Origin of the sequence: Brachybacterium sp. AOP29-B2-41 (assembly GCF_052378395.1) — a bacterium.
Taxonomy (GTDB): domain Bacteria; phylum Actinomycetota; class Actinomycetes; order Actinomycetales; family Dermabacteraceae; genus Brachybacterium.
The window spans coordinates 39,019-56,995 of the sequence record NZ_JBQSXR010000001.1 but is presented as its reverse complement, the minus strand read 5'-3'; the positions used below and the strand labels follow the sequence as shown (position 1 = coordinate 56,995).

Genomic DNA, 17,977 nt, shown 5'->3' with positions numbered 1-17,977 from the left:
GGTAGCCTCGTGATGTTCGGGGACCAGAAGTGAGGACGGGCGGCATGGCGGGTTTCTACGGCAGCGACACGGATCAGCTGCGACAGCACGGGGATGCATCCCGGCAGGGTGCGCAGGCCCTCATCGAGCTGACCGAGCGGGTCACCGCTGCGATCGATGCGGCAGCCTGGATCGGCGCCGACGCAGACGCCTTCCGTGCCGAGTGGCACGGGACGGTCAAGCCCGGACTCCATACGCAGGCGGACACCCTCCGCGGCAAGGGCGACCAGCTCGATCAGCACGCCGAAGAGCAGGACCAGGCGTCGGCAGTGGACGGCGGCGGCGGTGGCCTGCTCGACCTGATCGGTGATCTCCACGTCCAGCTGCCCCTCCTCGGAGGCCCGCTCATCGGCCTCCCGCTGACCCCTGACGTCATCCGTGACCTGGCCGACGGACTGGACGACTGGTTCACCGGTGGGGACGCCGAGGGTGATCACCACATGTACGGCTCCGGGGAGGACTTCGGCGAGGGGCAGGTGGCCGCCGACGGACGCCCGGTCGGCCAGTCTGACGCAGGAGGCTCCCACTGGGACGGCAGGGAGATCGACAACGAGCGAGGGTACTTCGACGGCTACGCCGAGACCCGTGCGAGTGCGGGCGCTCACGCCACCCAGGACGAATACGGCAACTACACCGCGAGTGCAGGTGCTCGGGCCGGCGCCGAGGTCGGCTTCGACGAGATGGTCTACGGCCCTGACGGCAAGCCCCTGATCTCGGCCGACGGACGCATCGGCGCGGAAGCCTATGCTGAGGGCGGTGCCAGCCTCGGCCCTGACGGGGCGAGCGCCGGCGTCCGCGCCGGAGCGGGGGTCTACGGCGATATCTCGAACACCTTCCACGGGCCGATGGGCTCGAGCTACGAGATCGGTGTCGAAGGCTATGCGGGCGCCCACGCCGAGACCAACGCCTACGCGAACCTGACCCGCAACGAGGACGGCCAGGTCAACGGCGCTGAGTGGGGCGCGGGAGCTGAGGCCTTCGCAGGCGCCGAGGGTGCGGTGAAGTTCGAGCGGACCAGTCCCGGAGGCTGGTTCTCCAGCGAGGGTTCTGTGGGCGGCCAGGCAGGTTTCGGTGCTGGCGCGTCGACCGGCGGCTCCGTCTCGACCGATGAGATCTCCTTCGGCCTCGGTGGCGAGTTCGCCGTCTACGGGGGAGGTACCGGTAACCTCTCGGTCGCGATCCACCCCAACGCCATCGTCGACTCCTTCACCCCCGGTGACTACAACATCGATGACGCGCTCGGTGATGCCTCCGGAGCAGCTCGCGATGCCGGACATTGGGTGGCGGACCGGTGGCCCTTCTGAGCGCTCCTCGGTGACGACGAGACCGGGCAGGGGAGTTCCCCCCATGGGCATCTCCGCACGGGAGATATAGGCCCTTCGGAACGGGCGAGTACGACCTCGAGAACATCATCGACGACGCCTCCGGCATCTTCGACGGGGCGAAGAACTTCGTCGAGTAAAACTGGCCGTTCTGACCTGGCCGGCTCAGCCCAGCAGCCCCGGCCGGGCGGGCTCAGCGCCCGGACTCGGGGTTCTGCGCAAGCCACTGCTGATGCGCCCTGATCACAGCGGCACCGGCACGCACGTACCACGGATGAGGGCCGGTGCTGTCGCCGGCGCTCTGCGTCTTCCGCAGCGGCGTGATCGGCACCATGGAGCCGTCCCGGAGCCACAGCAGCACCGAGTCGCCTCGCTCGTGCATCCCTGGGACCACGACCTGGTGGACCTGCTCCCAGGGCACGAAGCTGCGAGCTCCGAACATCGTGGACCAGGCGACCCCGCGGGCATCCAGACGTGCGCAGGCCCGGCGGGCGAGCAGGAACAGGGCGACCCCGACCCCGACCACAAGCAGTCCGAGCAGCACCACGAGCACGGCACCCAGCACCTCACCCTGGACGATCAGGGCCACGGCGAACAGCGCAGTGAAGACTCCGGTGGCGGCGACCGCGGCACCGGCCCACATGAGTCCGGAGCTGGATCCTGCCCGGACGGTGGCGAAGCCCATGGGGTCTCCTTTTCACAGCGCCGGCCACTCAGCTCCGGCGACGATCGGGTCTGCACAGACTGAGTCGGGTCTGCACAGGCCGAGTCGGGTCTGCGCAGACTGAGCCGGGCCTGCGCAGACTGCGACTGTGCAGAACGAGCCTGCGCGGGCTCAGCCCTGGTTCCGGGGCTGCTTGACCGGCGGCTCGCCGAGCTCGACATCGCGGGTGAGGATCCCTTCGACCTCACCGGCGACCAGCTCGAGCTTCTCGATGCGGCCCAGCGCCGTGAGGTCACCGGCGGCGGCCTCGAGGTGGGCGAGCGCCGCCTGTGGGGCCACGACCGTGACGGACAGGATCGGGGTCTTCTGTGAGACCTTCGCATCGGACTTGATGCGCCGCAGCGTGATCGCGGCCTGCGCGACCGTGTCCACGAGCGCCGCGTCCTGACCGGCTGCCGCTTCCCGCAGGGGAGCGGCCTCGGGCCAGGCCTGGGTGTGCACGCTGCCACCCCGCCACCACGACCAGACCTCCTCGGTCGCGAACACGACCACGGGGGCGAACAGCCGCAGCAGCACCTCGAGCGTGATCGCGAGCGCGGCCCGGGCCGAAGCTGCCCCGGCCTCACCGGCGGGGGAGTTGCCGTGGGCACGCTCCTTGACCAGCTCGATGTAGTCATCGCAGAACGCCCAGAAGAACGGCTCGATGACCTCGAGCGCGCGGGCGTAGTCCATGTCGTCGTTCGCGGCGGTGGCCTGCTCGATGACATCCGCCAGCTGTGCGAGCAGCGCCCGGTCCAGCGGATCGGTCACCACGGCAGGATCTGCGGCGAGGCGTCCGGCGGGATCGGCCGGGGCGTCCCCGAAGCCGAGGGCGAACTTCGAGGCGTTGAGGATCTTGATCGCGAGGCGTCGGCCGATCTTCATCTGCCCCTCGTCGAAGGCGGTGTCCACGCCCTGACGGGCACGACCGGCCCAGTAGCGCACCCCATCGGAGCCGTGCTGCTCGAGCAGACCGATGGGGGTGACCACGTTGCCCTTGGACTTGGACATCTTCTTGCGGTCCGGGTCCAGGATCCAGCCGTTGATCGAAGCGTGCTTCCAGGGCAGCGAGTCCTGCTGCAGGTGGGAGCGCACGATCGTGGAGAACAGCCAGGTGCGGATGATGTCGTGGCCCTGGGGCCGCAGATCCATCGGGTACACCTTGGAGAAGAGCTCCGGGTCGGAGTTCCAGCCACCTGCGAGCTGCGGGGTCAGCGAGGACGTGCCCCAGGTGTCGAGGATGTCGGGGTCGGCGACGAAGCCGCCGGGCACGCCGCGCTGGGACTCCTCGAAGCCGTCGGGCACGTCGATCGTGGGATCGATCGGCAGTGACTGGACCGACGGAGTGAGCACGGTGTCGTAGTCCGTCTCGCCATCGGCGCCCACCGCGTACCAGATCGGGAAGGGCACACCGAAGAAGCGCTGGCGGGAGATCAGCCAGTCACCGGCCAGGCCCTCGACCCAGTTGCGGTAGCGGGACTCCATGTACGTGGGGTGCCAGGTCAGCTCCTTGCCACGGGCGATCAGCTCGTCGCGCAGGCCGCCCTCGGACTGATCACGGCCTCCGTTGGTGAGGTACCACTGGCGGGAGGTGACGTACTCCAGCGGCTTGTCGCCGTTCTCGTAGAACTTCACCGGGTGGGAGATCTTCTCGATCTCGCCGGTGAGGTCTCCGGACTCGGTCGCCATCTCCACCACGCGCTTCTGCGCGCTGAACACGGTCAGTCCCGCCAGCTCGGAGTAGTTCGCCTGGCCCTCGGGCGTGGTGATCCACGGCGCCTCGGTCAGGAAGCGGCCGTCGCGGCCGATCACGGAGCGGGTGGGCAGCTCGAGCTCGCGCCACCAGGTGACGTCGTTCGAGTCGCCGAAGGTGCAGATCATCGCGATGCCCGCGCCCTTGTCGGGCTGGGCGAGGGGGTGCGCCAGCACGGGCACCTCGACCCCGAACAGGGGAGAGGTGACGGTGCTGCCGAAGAGCCCCTGGTAGCGCTCATCGTCCGGGTGGGCCACAAGAGCCACGCACGCGGGCAGCAGCTCGGGGCGGGTGGTCGCGATGACGACCTGCTCGCCGGTGCCGTCGGTGCGGGTGAAGCCGAGGCGGTGGTAGGCGCCGTCGCGGTCGCGGTCCTCCTGCTCGGCCTGCGCCACCGCGGTGCGGTAGGTGACGTCCCACATGGTGGGGGCCTCGGACTGGTACGCCTGACCGGCCTCGAGGTTCTCGAGGAAGGCACGCTGGGAGGTCGCGCGGGAGTGCGCGTTGATGGTCTGGTAGCTGTAGTTCCAGTCCACCGAGAGGCCGAGGGTGCGGAACACTTCCTCGAAGGACTTCTCGTCGATCGCGGTGAGGCGCTCGCACAGCTCGATGAAGTTGCGGCGCGAGACGGGCACCTGGTTCCCGGGCTTGGAAGACTTGTTGTCGCCGCCCTCCTGCGGGGGCGTGTAGTCCTCCACATAGGGCAGCGAGGGGTCGCAGCGCACGCCGAAGTAGTTCTGCGCCCGGCGCTCGGTGGGCAGGCCGTTGTCGTCCCAGCCCAGCGGGTAGAAGACGTTCTTGCCGCGCATGCGCTGGTAGCGCACGATCATGTCCGCCTGCGAGTAGCCGAACACGTGGCCCACGTGCAGCGAGCCCGAGGCCGTGGGCGGCGGGGTGTCGACGCTGAAGACCTGGTCGCGGGTGGTGTCGGGGTCGAAGGCGTAGAGCTGCTGCTCGCTCCATACGCCGTCCCACTTGTCCTCGAGGCCCTCGAGGGAGGGTCGATCGGGGATGGACGTGGCGGTGTCAGGGCGCGGTGCAGTGTCGGTCATGGGGACATTGTTCCAGGTCTGTGCTCGGGTGCAACGCAGGCGGCGACAGTGTGAGCGCCCTCGCGTACGAGGCGGGGCGCAGCGGGGGCGGGCCGTACCGTGGAGGGATGTCCTTCGAACGCCTCGCCGTGGTCTCCGACGTGCACGGCAACCTCACCGCCTATGACGCTGTGCTCGCCGACATCGCCGCGCGCGGCATCACCCGGATCCTGAACCTCGGCGATGTAGTGGGCAAGGGCCCCCGCGGCGCCGCCTGCTCGGCGCTGACCCGAGAGCGCTGCGAGGCGACCGTGCGCGGGAACTGGGAGGTGTTCGTCGCCGGAGATGGCGAGCTGCGCAGCGAGGGCCAGGCCTGGTGGCGGAAGGAGATTCCCGCGGAGGACAGGCAGTGGCTGTTCGCCCTGCCCGGCAGCCTGGACCTCGAGCTCTCCGGGAGACGGGTGCGGGTGCTGCACGCCTCGCCGGTCGATGAGTTCACCCGGGTGCACCGCGAACACGGTGCGGAGCAGTTCGCGATGATGTTCGCTCCCACCCCGTTCACCGGGGACGGCGGCCCCGCGGATGTCGTCGTCTACGGCGACATCCATGACCCCTTCCTGCGCTCCGGCAAGGAGGGGACGCTGGTGAACGTCGGCAGCGTCGGCAATCAGCTCGACGATCCGACACCCTCCTACGCGATCCTCGAAGGCGACCCGGACGGCGGGAAGGACGCACCGTTCGGGATCCAGTTCGTACGGGTGCCCTATGACGTCGAGGCCGAGATCGCGGCGGCCCGTGCGCTCGGCATGCCCGAGCTCGAGGCGTACGAGATCGAGCTGCGCACTGGGGTGTACCGAGGGGACCACGCGGCGCTCGGGCTCAGCACGCCGCGTGGCTGAGCCTCACCGCGCATCTCGAGCGCTCACGGCACCCGCGCGGTCCACTCCTCGGTCCCGAACTTCGTCTCCACCAGCTCGCGGGCCTTGGCGAGCTCATTCTCGGTGTAGTCCGAGTCGACGGTGTCATAGCGGGCGCGGAAGAAGTCCAGGAACCCGGCGATGATCTGCTCACGGGCCAGGCCCGTCTGCGAGCGCATCGGGTCCACGCGCTTGTTCGCGCTCTTGGTGCCCTTGTCGGAGAGCTTCTCGCGGCCGATCCGCAGCACCTCGCTCATTTTGTCCGCGTCGATGTCGTAGCTCATCGTCACGTGGTGCAGCAGCACCCCGCCCGCGAAGCGGCGCTGGGCGGCGCCGCCGATCTTGCCCTGCTCGGAGGCGATGTCGTTCAGCGGCACGTAATGAGCCTTCACCCCGATCTCCGCGAGGGCGCCCATCACCCAGTCGTCGAGATAGGCATAGGACTGCTCGAAGTTAAGTCCCTCCACCAGGGAGGTGGGCACCACCAGCGAGTAGGTGATGCAGTTGCCCTGCTCCATGAACATCGCGCCGCCGCCGGTGATGCGGCGCACCACCCCGATGCCATGCCTCGCTGCGCCCTCGGCGTCGATCTCGTTGCGCAGCGACTGGTAGGAGCCGATCACCACCAGCGGGGAGTCCCAGTCCCAGATCCGGAAGTGAGGGTTGCGACGCCCGGCGATCACCTCGTTCGGCAGCACCTCGTCCAGCGCCACGTGCATCACCGGCGGCAGCACCTGTGGGCCGATCACGTCGAAGGTGAGGTCGTCCCAGCTGGTCGCGTGTCCGAGCGCCCGGCGCACCGCGATCGCGACCGCCTCGACGGAGAAGCCGATCATCTGCACCGGGTCCGGGCGGGTCTCGAGCCGGGTGGTGAGCGCCGCGCCGAGCTCGGCGGCGGTCGCGTCGGTGGGCATCCCCTCCAGCGCGGCGTTGAGATCCTCGAGGGCATCATCCGGCTCGAGGAAGAAGTCCCCGAAGACGTGGGCGGTCGCGATCCGGCCGCCCGCGACGGTGACGTCCACCGAGACCAGCTTGCCGCCGCGCACCTTGTACTGGCCGTTCATCACCGTGCTGTCGTTGCGCTCTTCCATGCCTGCCATTGTCCCTCAGTGGATCGTCAGCGACCGCAGAGCGCGGTGGACCTCCCAGACGAAATCCGCGGTGGACTGGCTCTTGCGCGGCGCGATCGCGTAGGTCTCGGCGGGGCGCCGTGAGGTCTCCTCACGAGTGACGCGGGGGATGAGGTTCTTCCACTCGCGCTCCCCGCCCACCCACAGGCGGTACTCGGTGCCGGACTCGTCCCCCCTGTGCAGCAGCCGCATCCCCATCGACGTCGCGGTCAGTGCCGGCTGGCGCTTGGCGGCTGCCGGCTCGAAGCCGCGGTCGCGCAGCAGCATGGGATTGAACAGCGCCCACAGCAGCAGCCGCGCTCCCTCCAGCTCGGGGGACGCGGGCGCGCCTATCAGCTCAGCGGAGACAGGCGGGCTCCCCGCCTCCGTGCGCCACGCGGTGCGACGGGAGAACATCGCCAGGCGCTGCGTGACAGCCTCCCGCTCCTCGTCGGTCTCGATCCGGCCGATGCCCAGCGGGACGGGGTCCTCGCCCGTGCGCAGGAAGTGCACCGGGGTGCCCTGCTCGACCTCTCCGAACTCGAGGCCCGTGCGATGCCGTCCCACACCCGCCTGGAGGTGGGCGCCGGTCTGGCCGCGACGGGTCGAGAAGTGCGGGCTCGTGCCGAGCAGGGTGCGGCTGGCTAGGTGGAGCACGTCCAGGTGGGCGCGGAACTCGCGGGCGGTGGAGGTCTTCGTCAGCAGCTTCTTCGCATCGACGGGGAACTGCACGACGGGCCGCCCGGCGTTCTCACCCACCTCGCCGAGGGTCTCCCACAGGTGGGCGTGGCCGGGATCGGCCTTCGGCATCCGCCTGGCCACTCGGGCCCAGCTGGTGGCGACGACCCCGTCGGGGACTTCGCCGTCGAGTTCGGCGCGGTCGGTGTGTCGGGCGATCGCGACCAGCAGGTGCTGGGGTGAGGGGCCGAGCGCCGCTCGCATCTCCCTCAGCCGGGTGGTGGAGAACGGGCCGCCGACGCGCAGAGCGATGCCCAGACGGGCGCCGTCGTCGGTTTCCCCTGCGGTGGGCAGCAGCTCGGCGAGCAGATCGGGGGAGGTCTTCCGCAGCCGTGGGGCGGCGGCGATCGAGCCGGTGGTGTGCTCGGTGCGGGCGATCGTGCGCAGGAACGCGTCCCGACTGCGAGGGGACATCAGCACGAACTCGAGCATGTGCCGCAGGATCACCTCGACCCGCACATGGCGCTCCGCCGAGGACTCCAGATCGGGGGAGAGCGCGGAGCGATCCACGGCATAGGTGAGCATCTGTCCGACGGTGGCGTACGAGCGGGCCATGATCCTCCTTCTCCAGGGCGGGCACAGGCGGTCCGGGCTGTGGTGGTGGGCCATTATCCTCCTCCTACAGTGTGCATCGTCGCAGGTGGAGGGTCTAGGCGTGTCCCGGGTCAGAGCCTCCCGTCGCGGGCGTAGATCTGCCGCACCAGGTCCTCGATCGCCGGTTCGGTCAGCGACAGGTCCCGCACCTGGGCCTGGGCACCGATCGCGGTGAGCAGCGCCGGGACCGTCAGCTCGGCGCCCGAGAACGCGATCCGGTGGCGGATCCCGTCGGCCTCCACCGCGAGGGTGCTCGCGGCGGTCGGGAGGGTGAGCGCGGCGAGGGGCTCCTCGAGATCCACGATCAGCTCGCGGGGAGCACCGAGGCGCGCACGGAAGGAGGCCAGCGCCCCGTCGTACGCGACGGTGCCCGAGTTCACCACGACGATCCGGTCGCACAACCGCTCCACGTCCCCCATGTCGTGAGTGGTGAGGAACAGGGTGGTGCCGCGCTCGGCGCGGTCCTCGCGCAGGAAGCGGCGCAGCCCCTCCTTGGAGACCATGTCCAGCCCGATCGTCGGCTCATCGAGCACCACCAGCTCGGGCGAGTGCAGCAGCGCTGCCGCCACCTCGCCGCGCATCCGCTGCCCGAGCGACAGCTGCCGCACCGGGCGGTCCAGGAACCCGCCGAGGTCGAGCCCTTCCACCAGACGCCCCAGGCGCTGCTCGCGGCCACGGTCGGTGAGCCGGTGCATCGCCCCCAGGATCCGGTAGCTGTCCCGCAGCGGCAGGTCCCACCACAGCTGGGATCGCTGGCCGAAGACCACCCCGATGTCGCGGGCGAGGTGACGGCGCTCGGGCACCGGGTCGCGGCCCAGCACCCGGACCGTGCCGGCGGTGGGCTGCAGGATCCCGGTCATCATCTTGATGGTGGTGGACTTCCCCGCGCCGTTGGCACCCACGAACCCGACCGTCTCACCAAGGTCGATGCGCAGGGTGACGTCGTCCACCGCGCGCACCAGCTGCCGTCGTCGCCGCCGGGAGCCGGCGACGGGAGTGCGGACAAGGTAGTCGCGACGCAGCCCCGCGAGCTCCACGGCGGGGGACTGCGGTGACGGTTCAGGGGTGCTCATCCACCGGCTCCTGTGTATCTGCGGACTCCCGCGCGCCAGAGCAGACCGGCGACGATCCAGGCCAGGACCGTGGCCGGCAGGCCCAGCCACCCGGCCCAGGCGGGGATCAGGGCCGGGCCGGGCAGGTCCAGCAGCGCGAGGGTGGGGGCGTAGGCGATCAGCGTCGCCGGGATGACGAAGGTGAAGAAGGCGCGCATCGGCAGTGCGAAGACGGCGCCGGGGGTGGTGGCGACGTAGTTGCCGCCGTAGGTGAAGGCGTTGGCGAACTCGCGGCCGTCGACCAGCCAGAACTGCAGGGCGCCGGCCACCGTGAACAGGGCGCCGAAGAGCAACGCGCCGGCGAGCGGTGCGAGCACGGCCAGCAGCAGCGTGGCCCCCGTCGGCTGGAAGCCGGCGAGCACCAGGGCGGTGACGTACATCGCCAGGCCCACCACGATCCGGCCGATGCGGCGCAGCGAGAGATCCAGGCTCGAGATCTGCAGCAGCACCGGAACGGGGCGGATCAGCAGGGTCTCGAGCTTTCCGGACCTGATCTGGGTGGAGAGCCCGTCGATCTCCCCGAAGAGGATGTCCCCGATCCCGAAGGCGAGGGCGCCGAGTCCATAGACCACGGCGACCTGCGTGAGCGTCATCCCGCCGAGCGTGCTCACCTGCGAGAGGATCACCCACAGCTCGAGGAACTCGGTGCCCACGATCAGCACCTGCCCCAGGAGGTCGGTGAGGAAGCTGGTGCGGAAGGTCGCCTGTGAGCGGATCCGGGAGCCGTACAGGGTGCGGACCATCCGGGCTGTGGAGACGGGGCGGTCCAGGGGATCGGGGCGGGCCGCCCGGGCGGCACGATCCGCAGGCGAGGGACGGGGCTGCTCAACCACCCTGCACCTCCACGCTCCGCACCCCGGCGTGCAGCATCGCCAGAGCCGCGGCGGTGAGCACCGCGATCCAGCCCAGCTGGGTCCCCAGCAACGGCAGCGCCTCCAGCGGGGACACCCGGCCGGAGAGGGTGTCGATCGGGGTCTGGATCATCGAGGGGAAGGGCGTGGCGCGGGCGATCGTGAGCAACCAGTCCGGAAACCACACGATCGGGATCAGGAAGCCGGAGAGCAGATTCATCACCGCGGTGTAGACCACGGTCAGACCGCGAGTCTCGAGCAGCCAGAAGGCGGCGAGGTTCACCAGCATGTCCGCGAGGAATGCGACCGTGATCGCCAGCAGCAGGGAGAGCGCGCCGAGCAGGTAGGACAGCGGATCCTCCGGCAGCGCGAGGCCGGTGAGCAGCGCGCCGATCAGCAGCGGCGGCACGCCGCGGCCGAGCAGCAGGAAAGCGGCACGTCCCAGCTTCTGCGCGTAATAGAGGCCCAGGAAGGAAGTGGGGCGCAGCAGGTCTATCGCCACATCCCCCTGGTGGACGCGCTGGGAGACCTCACGGGTGCCGAAGGCCTCGATAGGGGCCAGCAGCGCCTGTCCGAGCCAGACGTAGGTCGCCGCCTGGGCGATGGTGTACCCGCTGAGCTCGCCGCCGGCGGTGGTGATCGCGGCGAACAGGATCGAGGCGCGGATCAGGCCGAAGATCGAGTTGGTGAATACCCCGGCGGCCGTTGCCAGACGGTAGGTCGAGTACTGGCGGAAGGCCGCAGCGGCGATCGTCCAGTACGTGGGCACTCGCGCGAGCCTAGCGAGCTGTGGGAGGTGCCACAAGGTGAACGTGGAATCCGTGTCCACCTGGGCCGGGCCGCGCTGTCCCTCCGGGTGGCGAGCGATCGGGTCGAGGGCGCAGCCGGCGTGCGCACCGCCCGGGTCTACGCTGTTCCGGTCCCCACCCGACCCCTGTGAGAGCCGGCCCATGCACACCTACTCCGACGCCTCCTCCGACGCTCCCTCCGACACCGCCGTCGACCCCTCCGCGCGCGCACCTCGTCGGAAGCGCTTCGGACTGCTTCCCCGGATCCTCCTCGCGATCGTGCTGGGGATCCTGCTGGGCCTCGTGATGCCCGAGGCGCTCGCCCGCATCTTCACCACCTTCAACGGGGTCTTCTCCGGGTTCCTCGGGTTCCTCATCCCGTTGATCATCGTGGGCCTGGTGACGCCGGCGATCGCGGAGCTCGGCCACGGGGCCGGGAAGATGCTCGCCGCGACCGCCGGGATCGCCTACCTCTCCTCCATCCTGTGCGGGCTGTTCGCGCTGGCGCTCTCCCTGTTCCTGCTGCCGCGGATGCTGGGCGGGGCGCGCATCGACTCCCTCGAGAACCCCGAGGACTCCGCGATCGCGGCCTTCTTCGAGATCGAGATCCCGCCGGTGTTCGGCGTGATGACCGCGCTGGTCCTCTCGTTCTGCCTCGGCATCGGGCTCACGCTCGTGAAGAAGGGTGCGCTGCAGGAGTCCTTCGTGCAGCTGCGCACGATCGTGGTGCGCATCATCGAGGCGATCATCATCCCGCTGCTGCCGCTCTACATCTTCGGCATGTTCCTGGGGCTGACCATGAACGGCCAGATCTGGACCGTGATCGGCACTTTCCTCACCGTGATCCTGCTGGTCTTCGGGATGACCGTGGTGGTGCTGCTCGCGCAGTACGCCGCGGCCGGCTGGGCGATGGGCCGCAATCCCCTGAAGATGCTGTGGACGATGCTGCCCGCCTACATGACGGCGCTCGGCACCAGCTCCTCGGCCGCGACCATCCCGGTGACCACCGAGTGCACCAAGCGCAACGGCATCCCCGACGCGATCGCCGACTTCGTGATCCCGCTGTGCGCCACGATCCACCTCGCCGGCTCGACGCTGAAGATCACCACCTTCGCCGTCGCGATCATGATCGTCACCGGTATGCCGCTGAACATCGGCGCCCTGGTGGGCTTCGTGTTCATGCTGGGCGTCGTGATGATCGCGGCGCCGGGCGTGCCCGGTGGCGCGATCATGGCCGCCGCCGGTGTGCTCGCCTCGTTCCTCGGCTTCGGTGAGGCTGCCGTGGGCCTCATGATCGCCGCGTACATCGCGATCGACTCCTTCGGCACCGCCACGAACGTCACCGGGGACGGCGCGATCGCGGCGCTCATGACCAGGTTCTCCAAGGGACGCATCAGCGGCGACATGACCGCGCAGCACCATCCGCAGGTGCACGGCGTCTGAGCTGTCGAGTGAGCTCGGCCGTCGTGAAAGCGGGCCCGTCAGCACCCTGCGAGGTGCGGGCGGGCCCGCTTCTGTTCGTCAGCCGCTCGCACCTGAAGCATCTGCCATACTGAACATATGAGCAATCGTTCAGATGTTGAGGTGCGGTCCGCCGAGATCGCCGACCTCGCCGACGTCTTCTCCCTGCTGGGGGATCCCAGCCGCCTGCGCCTGCTGTTCGCGCTGCGCGGGGGCGAGGTGAGCGTGGGGGAGCTGTCGACCCTCACCGGGCAGTCGGATTCCGCGGTCTCGCATGCGCTGCAGCTGCTGCGCGCCCACCGCATCGTCCGCGTGCGTCGGGAGGGGCGGCGCGCCTTCTACCGTCTGGACGACCCGCACGTGCGGATGCTGCTCGAGGTCGCCCTCACCCACACCGAGCACAGCGAGCTCCAGCATCCCGAGAGGCGCACCGTGGACGCGCCGCAGGAGCGTGCGGGCTCGCCCCACGAGCCGGTCGAGCAGGCAGTCTCATGAGCCATTCCCACGGGGGCGGCGCCACCGGCCACGCCGGGGCCGCGCACCGCTGGCGGCTGATCGTCGCGGTGGTGCTGATCGGCGGGTTCTTCGTCGTCGAGCTGGCGGCCGGGCTGCTCTCGGGCTCCCTCGCGCTGCTCTCGGACGCCGGGCACATGGCTGCGGACGTGGTCACCCTGTCCGCGGCGCTCGCCGCGACGGTGTTCGCTGCGCGTCCCTCTCGTGATGGCCGGCGCACCTTCGGCAACTACCGCCTTGAGACCTTCGCCGCCCTGCTGGCGGTCCTGATCATGCTGGTCGTCGCCGCCCTCGTGACGATCAGCGGGATCAGCCGGCTGGGTGCCGAGGTCCACGTCGACACCACGCCGATGCTGATCGTCGGCGGGCTCGGCCTGGTCGTGAACCTGGTGGTGCTGCTGATGCTGCACGGCGGGGCGAAGGAGAGCCTCAACGTCAAGGGTGCCTATCTCGAGGTCCTGGCCGACACCCTCGGCTCGGTCGGGGTGATCGTCGCAGCGGTGCTGATCCGTCTGACCGGAGCGAGCCTCATCGACACGATCGTCGCGCTCGCGATCGGGGCGTTCATCGCGGTGCGTGCCGTGCTGCTGGCCCGCGAGGTGCTCACCGTGCTGGGCCAGGCCGCACCCGCAGACATCGACCCCCAGCAGGTGGAGGACGATCTGCGGGCCCTCGACGGGGTCGCCGATGTCCACGACCTGCACCTGTGGACCCTCACCTCCGGGATGGAGGTCGCCACCGTCCATCTGGTGACCGCGCCCGGAGCTGATCCGCACCCGGTCCTCGACGCCGCCCAGGAGCTGCTCAGCACCACGCACGACATCGCCCATGCGACCGTCCAGACCGAGCCGACCGACCACCACGGCTGCCTCGAGATCGGCTGGTGACCTGCAGGCCGGACCGCCGGATGAGAGCGTCGGGCTCCGCGTACGCTGGGGCCATGACCTCTACGACCTCCATGAATGCTGCGAAAACTGCTGGCAACGACCCCACCCGTCTGACCGCCGTCGTCACCGGCGCCTCCTCCGGCATCGGCCGCGCCACCGCCGTGCGCCTGGTGGCCGAGGGCTGGCGCGTGCTCGCTGTCGCGCGCCGCGAGGACCGGCTGCGCGAGCTCGCCGAGCAGACCGGCTGCGAGGTGCTCGCCGTCGACATCACCTCCGATGACTCCGTCCAGCGCCTGGTCGAAAGGGCCGCCGAGCTGTTCGGCGGCTCCCTGAACGCCGTGGTGCATGTGGCCGGCGGCGCCCTCGGCGTCGAGACCGCCGCCGAGGCGGACCTCGAGAAGTGGCAGCGCATGTACGACATCAACGTGCTGGGCACGGTGCGGGTCACCCGCGCCCTGCTGCCGGCACTGCGGGAGAGCGGCCGTGGAGACCTGCTGTTCGTCACCTCGGTGGCCGGTCACGAGGCCTACCCCGGCGGTTCCGGCTACAACGCCGCCAAGGCCGGGGAGCACATGCTCGCCAACGCCCTGCGCCTCGAGCTGAACGGGGAGAGGATCCGCGTCATCGAGATCGCCCCCGGAATGGTCCGCACCGAGGAGTTCTCCCTCACCCGCCTCGGCGACCAGGACGCGGCCGACGCCGTCTACGACGGAGTCGAGCAGCCGCTGACCGCGGAGGACTGCGCGGACGTCATCTCCTATGCGCTCAATGCCCCGCATCACGTGAACCTCGATCTGGTGACCGTCCGTCCCCTCGCGCAGGCGGCCGCCCACCGCGTCGCCCGCCACCAGGGAGTCTGATGGTCCACGGCGGGATGGGCGGCCCCGGCGGAGGGATGGGCGGCGGGGGCGGCCGGATGCGCGACGACCTCAAGCTCGCCCCCGGCCAGCGCCCCGACCTGCGACGGGTGCTGTCCCTGTTCCGCCCGTATCGCGGGATCCTCACGGGGGTGCTGGCACTGATCGTGATCGGTGCCGCCGTTGGGGTGGTCTCCCCGTTCCTGATCCGCGAGATCGTGGATGTCGCCCTGCCTGAGCAGCGCGCCGACGTGCTGGCATGGTCCGTCGGCGGGCTGATCGCGGTGACGGTGATCTCGAGCGCGCTCGGGGTCACCCAGTCGATGCTCTCCACCCGGGTGGGCCAGTCCGTGATGCACGACCTGCGGGTCTCTGTCTTCTCCCACCTGCAGCGGATGGGGCTGGGATTCTTCACCCGCACCCGCACCGGAGAGATCCAATCGCGGATCTTCTCCGACATCGGCTCCATGCAGGCCGTGGTCACCTCCGTGATGACCCAGATCGTCTCCTCCGGGGCGGGGGTGGCGATGGCGCTGGTGGCGATGTTCGCCCTGGACTGGCGGCTGACCCTTTTCTCCCTCATCGCATTGCCCTTCGCGGTGTGGATGAACCGCCGGGTGGGCCGCCGCAGACGAGCGATCGTGAAGACCCGCCAGGAGAAGGCGGCGGACCTCTCCGCCGGGATCCAGGAGTCCCTGTCCGTCTCCGGCATCCTGCTGGGGGTCACCATGGGGCGCACGCAGGCGCTCAGCCAGGCCTTTGCCACCGACTCGCGGGAGCTCGCGGACCTCGAGGTCCGCTCCGAGATGGCCGGCCGCTGGCACATGGCCGTCTTCACGACCCTGATGGCGCTGTTCCCGGCCCTGACCTACCTGCTCGGCGGCCACCTGCTCTTCGGCGACCCCGAGGGCCAGGGCGTCACCATCGGCACTCTGGTCGCCTTCATCGCCCTGCAATCCGGCCTGTTCCCCCAGATCAACGGGCTGCTGCGCGTCGCGACCCAGGTCAACAGCTCCCTGGCGCTGTTCGCGAGGGTGTTCGAGTACCTCGACGCTCCGATCCTCATCAGCGACGCGCCGGAGGCCCTGGCGCTGGACCCGGTAACCGTGCGCGGAGAGATCCGCTTCGAGGACGTCACCTTCACCTATCCGGGCGCGGAGGCGCCGGCGCTGCACGGCATCGACCTGGTGGTTCCGGCCGGGAAGCACACCGCGCTGGTGGGGGCCACCGGCTCGGGCAAGACCAGCACCGGTTACCTGATGGCGCGGCTCTATGAGCCCAGCTCCGGCCGGATCACCCTGGATGGTCACGACCTGCGGGAGATCACCATGGATTCGCTCGCGGCGAGCATCGGTGTGGTCACCCAGGAGACCTATCTGCTGCACGCCTCGATCGCCGACAACCTGCGCTTCGCCCGGCCGGAGGCGAGCGATGAGGAGCTGCGGAAGGCCTGCCGGATCGCGCAGATCCACGACCACATCGAGTCTCTGCCGCAGGGCTACGACACCGTGGTGGGGGAGCGCGGTTACCGGTTCTCCGGCGGGGAGAAGCAGCGTCTGGCGCTTGCGCGCACGATCCTGCGGGACCCGCCGGTACTGCTGCTCGACGAGGCGACCTCCGCGCTGGACGTCGCCACCGAGCGTGCGATGTCCGGTGCGCTCGACGCCGCCGCCCGTGGCCGCACCACCGTCTCGATCGCCCACCGGCTCTCCACCATCCGGCACGCCGATCAGATCATCGTGATGCAGCACGGCCGCATCCTCGAGCGCGGCACCTACGAGGAGCTGGTGACGCGAGGCGGGATCTTCGCGCAGCTCGCGATCCAGGACGCCCGACGGGACAGCGCCGCGCCCGGACCAGGGGACGGCGAGGCTTTGCAGCCGTGGGCGGCGAGTGACGATGCCGAGGACCCGGCCCCGCCGCTGCGGAGCTGAGCCGGTCCGCGGCCAGCTGAGCCGGTCCACGGCCAGCTGAGCCGGTCTACGACCCGATGTGCCGGTCTACGACCAAAGGGGGAGGGACATCTCCACCCTGCGCAGGATGTGGGAGACCTGCCGCCCGGGGGAGGATCTCTCCATGGAGAGGCGCCGCACCCCCACCGGACGGCGGCCTCTCGAGCATCCGAGCAGAGAGGTCCCCCTGATGACGACGACGCATCTCGGCCATGTCGAGCAGGCACGATCCGGGGCCAAGCCCGCCATGGGCAGGCCGCTGCTGTTCGCTCTGCTGCTCGCCGTCGCCGCTGCCGGAATGCTGCTCCTGCTGGTCACCGGCCCCAGCATCGCGCTGCCGTTCGCGGTCGGTGCCGCGACGGCGCTGATGATGCTGGTGGGCGTGGCCTGGGTCGTGGCTGGTCCCCGGCTCTGACGCACTCCGATCACGGAGATCCCGATCCGATCAGCGAGATCCCGGTCAGAGGGATCCTGAGGGACGTCCTCAGATGTCGATCTCGATCTCGCCCTCGCCGCGGGATACGCAGGTGATCATCTGGTCCGCGTGCTCGTCGTCCATCAGGAACTCGTCCAGGTGCTCGACCTCGCCGGAGACCAGCGGCACCACGCAGGTGCCGCACACGCCGCCCTCGCACGAGTAGTCCATCGGGATGTCAGCGTCAAGCAGCGCCTGGAGGAGGGATTGACCCTCGCCGATCTCGAGCGTGACGCCCGACTTCAGGCACTTGGCGGTGAAGGGCTCTCCGAACAGCGACATCCTCGCTCCTTCTGCGTCGACCACCCCGTGACGCGGGGCGGGATCGTGGAGCTCTCAGTCTTCCATGACCTCGCCTCCTCCACGAGGTGAGTCTTGCCTCCTCACCCAGCGCCTCGCCCAGCGCGTTGCAGAGCCCAGAGGGACATCAGCGGCAGCTCACCTGAGGGAGCCGTCGTCCGCGTCGGCCGTTTCACGAAGGCTCCCGGGACTCGCCGTCATCGGCGCGGGAGCGACAGACACAGGAGCCGAGATCGCGGCCCGCACGCTCGGCGTGCCCGGGTCGGAAGGTGTCAGCGCGAGCGCCGACGGACCGAAGCTGAGCACGAGCAGGGCCGCCGCGCCGAGTGCCGAGGCGCTCGCCGTGGCCCGGCTGCGCCGTGGGCCGGCATCCTGGGCACCGGTGTCCTCATCCATGCGACCTCCTCGATGGGGGAGCGGCAGGTCGAGCCGCTGCCTGTATTCGACGTCCCGCGGCTGGGCAGGTGCTGTGCATCTCACCCGGATCTGCTGGGACGCGAATGGGATGCGCAAGGAGGGGACACGTAAGGAAGGGACGAGGGAGGGGGAGCCGGGCTGTTCCGCGCGTCTCTTCC

17 protein-coding genes are annotated in these 17,977 nt (G+C 69.9%); 8 read left to right on the top strand and 9 right to left on the bottom strand.

The window, feature by feature from the left end; genetic code table 11:
* Window positions 1-44 precede the first annotated feature (44 nt).
* A complete protein-coding gene (locus tag ACT3T9_RS00265; RefSeq protein WP_441445086.1) occupies window positions 45-1,343 on the top strand; it encodes a WXG100 family type VII secretion target in 1,299 nt (432 codons plus the stop codon).
* Window positions 1,344-1,554: 211 nt separating this feature from the next.
* Here the strand turns inward: ACT3T9_RS00265 and ACT3T9_RS00260 are convergent, their stop codons facing one another.
* A complete protein-coding gene (locus ACT3T9_RS00260; RefSeq protein ID WP_441445087.1) occupies window positions 1,555-2,046 on the bottom strand; it encodes a hypothetical protein in 492 nt (163 codons plus the stop codon).
* 150 nt (window positions 2,047-2,196) lie between these two features.
* Window positions 2,197-4,869 carry a valine--tRNA ligase gene (gene valS / locus ACT3T9_RS00255; protein WP_441445088.1) on the bottom strand — a complete coding sequence of 891 codons (2,673 nt, stop codon included), beginning with the start codon at window positions 4,867-4,869 and terminating at the stop codon, window positions 2,197-2,199.
* Between the two features lie 107 nt (window positions 4,870-4,976).
* Here valS and ACT3T9_RS00250 point away from each other — a divergent pair, with 107 nt between their 5' ends.
* Entirely contained in the window at window positions 4,977-5,747 is a 771-nt protein-coding gene (locus tag ACT3T9_RS00250; RefSeq protein WP_444501708.1) for a metallophosphoesterase family protein, read from the top strand.
* A gap of 23 nt (window positions 5,748-5,770) precedes the next feature.
* On the opposite strand, the gene ACT3T9_RS00245 is transcribed toward ACT3T9_RS00250, so the two are convergent.
* The 5 genes from ACT3T9_RS00245 to ACT3T9_RS00225 form a co-directional block, all read right to left on the bottom strand.
* Complete coding sequence (locus ACT3T9_RS00245) at window positions 5,771-6,829, bottom strand: lipoyl protein ligase domain-containing protein (protein ID WP_442331922.1); 1,059 nt, start codon at window positions 6,827-6,829, stop codon at window positions 5,771-5,773.
* A 42-nt stretch (window positions 6,830-6,871) separates the two neighbouring features.
* A complete protein-coding gene (locus ACT3T9_RS00240) occupies window positions 6,872-8,167 on the bottom strand; it encodes a hypothetical protein (RefSeq protein WP_441445090.1) in 1,296 nt (431 codons plus the stop codon).
* 110 nt (window positions 8,168-8,277) lie between these two features.
* Window positions 8,278-9,279, bottom strand: coding sequence for an ABC transporter ATP-binding protein (locus ACT3T9_RS00235; RefSeq protein WP_441445091.1), 1,002 nt, complete (start codon window positions 9,277-9,279; stop codon window positions 8,278-8,280).
* Entirely contained in the window at window positions 9,276-10,061 is a 786-nt protein-coding gene (locus ACT3T9_RS00230; protein ID WP_441445115.1) for an ABC transporter permease, read from the bottom strand. The genes ACT3T9_RS00235 and ACT3T9_RS00230 overlap by 4 nt, the downstream gene beginning before the upstream one ends.
* An 82-nt stretch (window positions 10,062-10,143) precedes the next feature.
* On the bottom strand, window positions 10,144-10,938 hold the full coding sequence (locus ACT3T9_RS00225; protein ID WP_441445092.1) for an ABC transporter permease: 795 nt from the start codon (window positions 10,936-10,938) through the stop codon (window positions 10,144-10,146).
* Window positions 10,939-11,119: 181 nt separating this feature from the next.
* Here ACT3T9_RS00225 and ACT3T9_RS00220 point away from each other — a divergent pair, with 181 nt between their 5' ends.
* The 6 genes from ACT3T9_RS00220 (at window position 11,120) to ACT3T9_RS00195 (ending at window position 17,042) form a co-directional block, all read left to right on the top strand.
* The gene (locus ACT3T9_RS00220; RefSeq protein ID WP_442331911.1) at window positions 11,120-12,400 is read left to right on the top strand and encodes a dicarboxylate/amino acid:cation symporter; all 1,281 of its coding nucleotides are present in this window, start codon (window positions 11,120-11,122) and stop codon (window positions 12,398-12,400) included.
* Window positions 12,401-12,517: 117 nt separating this feature from the next.
* Complete coding sequence (locus ACT3T9_RS00215; protein WP_444605741.1) at window positions 12,518-12,913, top strand: ArsR/SmtB family transcription factor; 396 nt, start codon at window positions 12,518-12,520, stop codon at window positions 12,911-12,913.
* Entirely contained in the window at window positions 12,910-13,818 is a 909-nt protein-coding gene (locus ACT3T9_RS00210; RefSeq protein ID WP_442331913.1) for a cation diffusion facilitator family transporter, read from the top strand. The genes ACT3T9_RS00215 and ACT3T9_RS00210 overlap by 4 nt, the downstream gene beginning before the upstream one ends.
* A gap of 53 nt (window positions 13,819-13,871) precedes the next feature.
* Entirely contained in the window at window positions 13,872-14,678 is an 807-nt protein-coding gene (locus tag ACT3T9_RS00205) for an SDR family oxidoreductase (RefSeq protein WP_441445104.1), read from the top strand.
* A complete protein-coding gene (locus tag ACT3T9_RS00200) occupies window positions 14,678-16,609 on the top strand; it encodes an ABC transporter ATP-binding protein (RefSeq protein WP_442331914.1) in 1,932 nt (643 codons plus the stop codon). Before ACT3T9_RS00205 ends, ACT3T9_RS00200 begins: the two co-directional genes overlap by 1 nt.
* A 208-nt stretch (window positions 16,610-16,817) precedes the next feature.
* Window positions 16,818-17,042 (top strand): hypothetical protein, encoded by a 225-nt coding sequence (locus tag ACT3T9_RS00195; protein ID WP_441445106.1) that lies wholly within the window; start codon window positions 16,818-16,820, stop codon window positions 17,040-17,042.
* A 69-nt stretch (window positions 17,043-17,111) separates the two neighbouring features.
* Here ACT3T9_RS00195 and ACT3T9_RS00190 read toward each other — a convergent pair whose 3' ends face one another.
* Window positions 17,112-17,384: a 2Fe-2S iron-sulfur cluster-binding protein gene (locus tag ACT3T9_RS00190; RefSeq protein ID WP_441445107.1), complete on the bottom strand. Its 273-nt coding sequence runs from the start codon at window positions 17,382-17,384 to the stop codon at window positions 17,112-17,114.
* Window positions 17,385-17,540: 156 nt separating this feature from the next.
* Window positions 17,541-17,798, bottom strand: coding sequence for a hypothetical protein (locus tag ACT3T9_RS00185; RefSeq protein WP_444605740.1), 258 nt, complete (start codon window positions 17,796-17,798; stop codon window positions 17,541-17,543).
* Between the last annotated feature and the right edge of the window lie 179 nt (window positions 17,799-17,977).

Excerpts from the sequence above, each read along its gene's own strand:
- ACT3T9_RS00190 (WP_441445107.1), bottom strand. The coding sequence starts at position 17,384 with ATGTCGCTGTTCGGAGAGCCCTTCACCGCCAAGTGCCTGAAGTCGGGC.
- ACT3T9_RS00210 (WP_442331913.1), top strand. The coding sequence starts at position 12,910 with ATGAGCCATTCCCACGGGGGCGGCGCCACCGGCCACGCCGGGGCCGCG.
- ACT3T9_RS00200 (WP_442331914.1), top strand. The coding sequence starts at position 14,678 with ATGGTCCACGGCGGGATGGGCGGCCCCGGCGGAGGGATGGGCGGCGGG.
- ACT3T9_RS00250 (WP_444501708.1), top strand. The coding sequence starts at position 4,977 with ATGTCCTTCGAACGCCTCGCCGTGGTCTCCGACGTGCACGGCAACCTC.
- valS (WP_441445088.1), bottom strand. The coding sequence starts at position 4,869 with ATGACCGACACTGCACCGCGCCCTGACACCGCCACGTCCATCCCCGAT.
- ACT3T9_RS00185 (WP_444605740.1), bottom strand. The coding sequence starts at position 17,798 with ATGGATGAGGACACCGGTGCCCAGGATGCCGGCCCACGGCGCAGCCGG.
- ACT3T9_RS00205 (WP_441445104.1), top strand. The coding sequence starts at position 13,872 with ATGACCTCTACGACCTCCATGAATGCTGCGAAAACTGCTGGCAACGAC.
- ACT3T9_RS00265 (WP_441445086.1), top strand. The coding sequence starts at position 45 with ATGGCGGGTTTCTACGGCAGCGACACGGATCAGCTGCGACAGCACGGG.
- ACT3T9_RS00245 (WP_442331922.1), bottom strand. The coding sequence starts at position 6,829 with ATGAACGGCCAGTACAAGGTGCGCGGCGGCAAGCTGGTCTCGGTGGAC.
- ACT3T9_RS00220 (WP_442331911.1), top strand. The coding sequence starts at position 11,120 with ATGCACACCTACTCCGACGCCTCCTCCGACGCTCCCTCCGACACCGCC.
- ACT3T9_RS00235 (WP_441445091.1), bottom strand. The coding sequence starts at position 9,279 with ATGAGCACCCCTGAACCGTCACCGCAGTCCCCCGCCGTGGAGCTCGCG.
- ACT3T9_RS00215 (WP_444605741.1), top strand. The coding sequence starts at position 12,518 with ATGAGCAATCGTTCAGATGTTGAGGTGCGGTCCGCCGAGATCGCCGAC.
- ACT3T9_RS00195 (WP_441445106.1), top strand. The coding sequence starts at position 16,818 with ATGACGACGACGCATCTCGGCCATGTCGAGCAGGCACGATCCGGGGCC.
- ACT3T9_RS00230 (WP_441445115.1), bottom strand. The coding sequence starts at position 10,061 with ATGGTCCGCACCCTGTACGGCTCCCGGATCCGCTCACAGGCGACCTTC.
- ACT3T9_RS00260 (WP_441445087.1), bottom strand. The coding sequence starts at position 2,046 with ATGGGCTTCGCCACCGTCCGGGCAGGATCCAGCTCCGGACTCATGTGG.
- ACT3T9_RS00240 (WP_441445090.1), bottom strand. The coding sequence starts at position 8,167 with ATGGCCCGCTCGTACGCCACCGTCGGACAGATGCTCACCTATGCCGTG.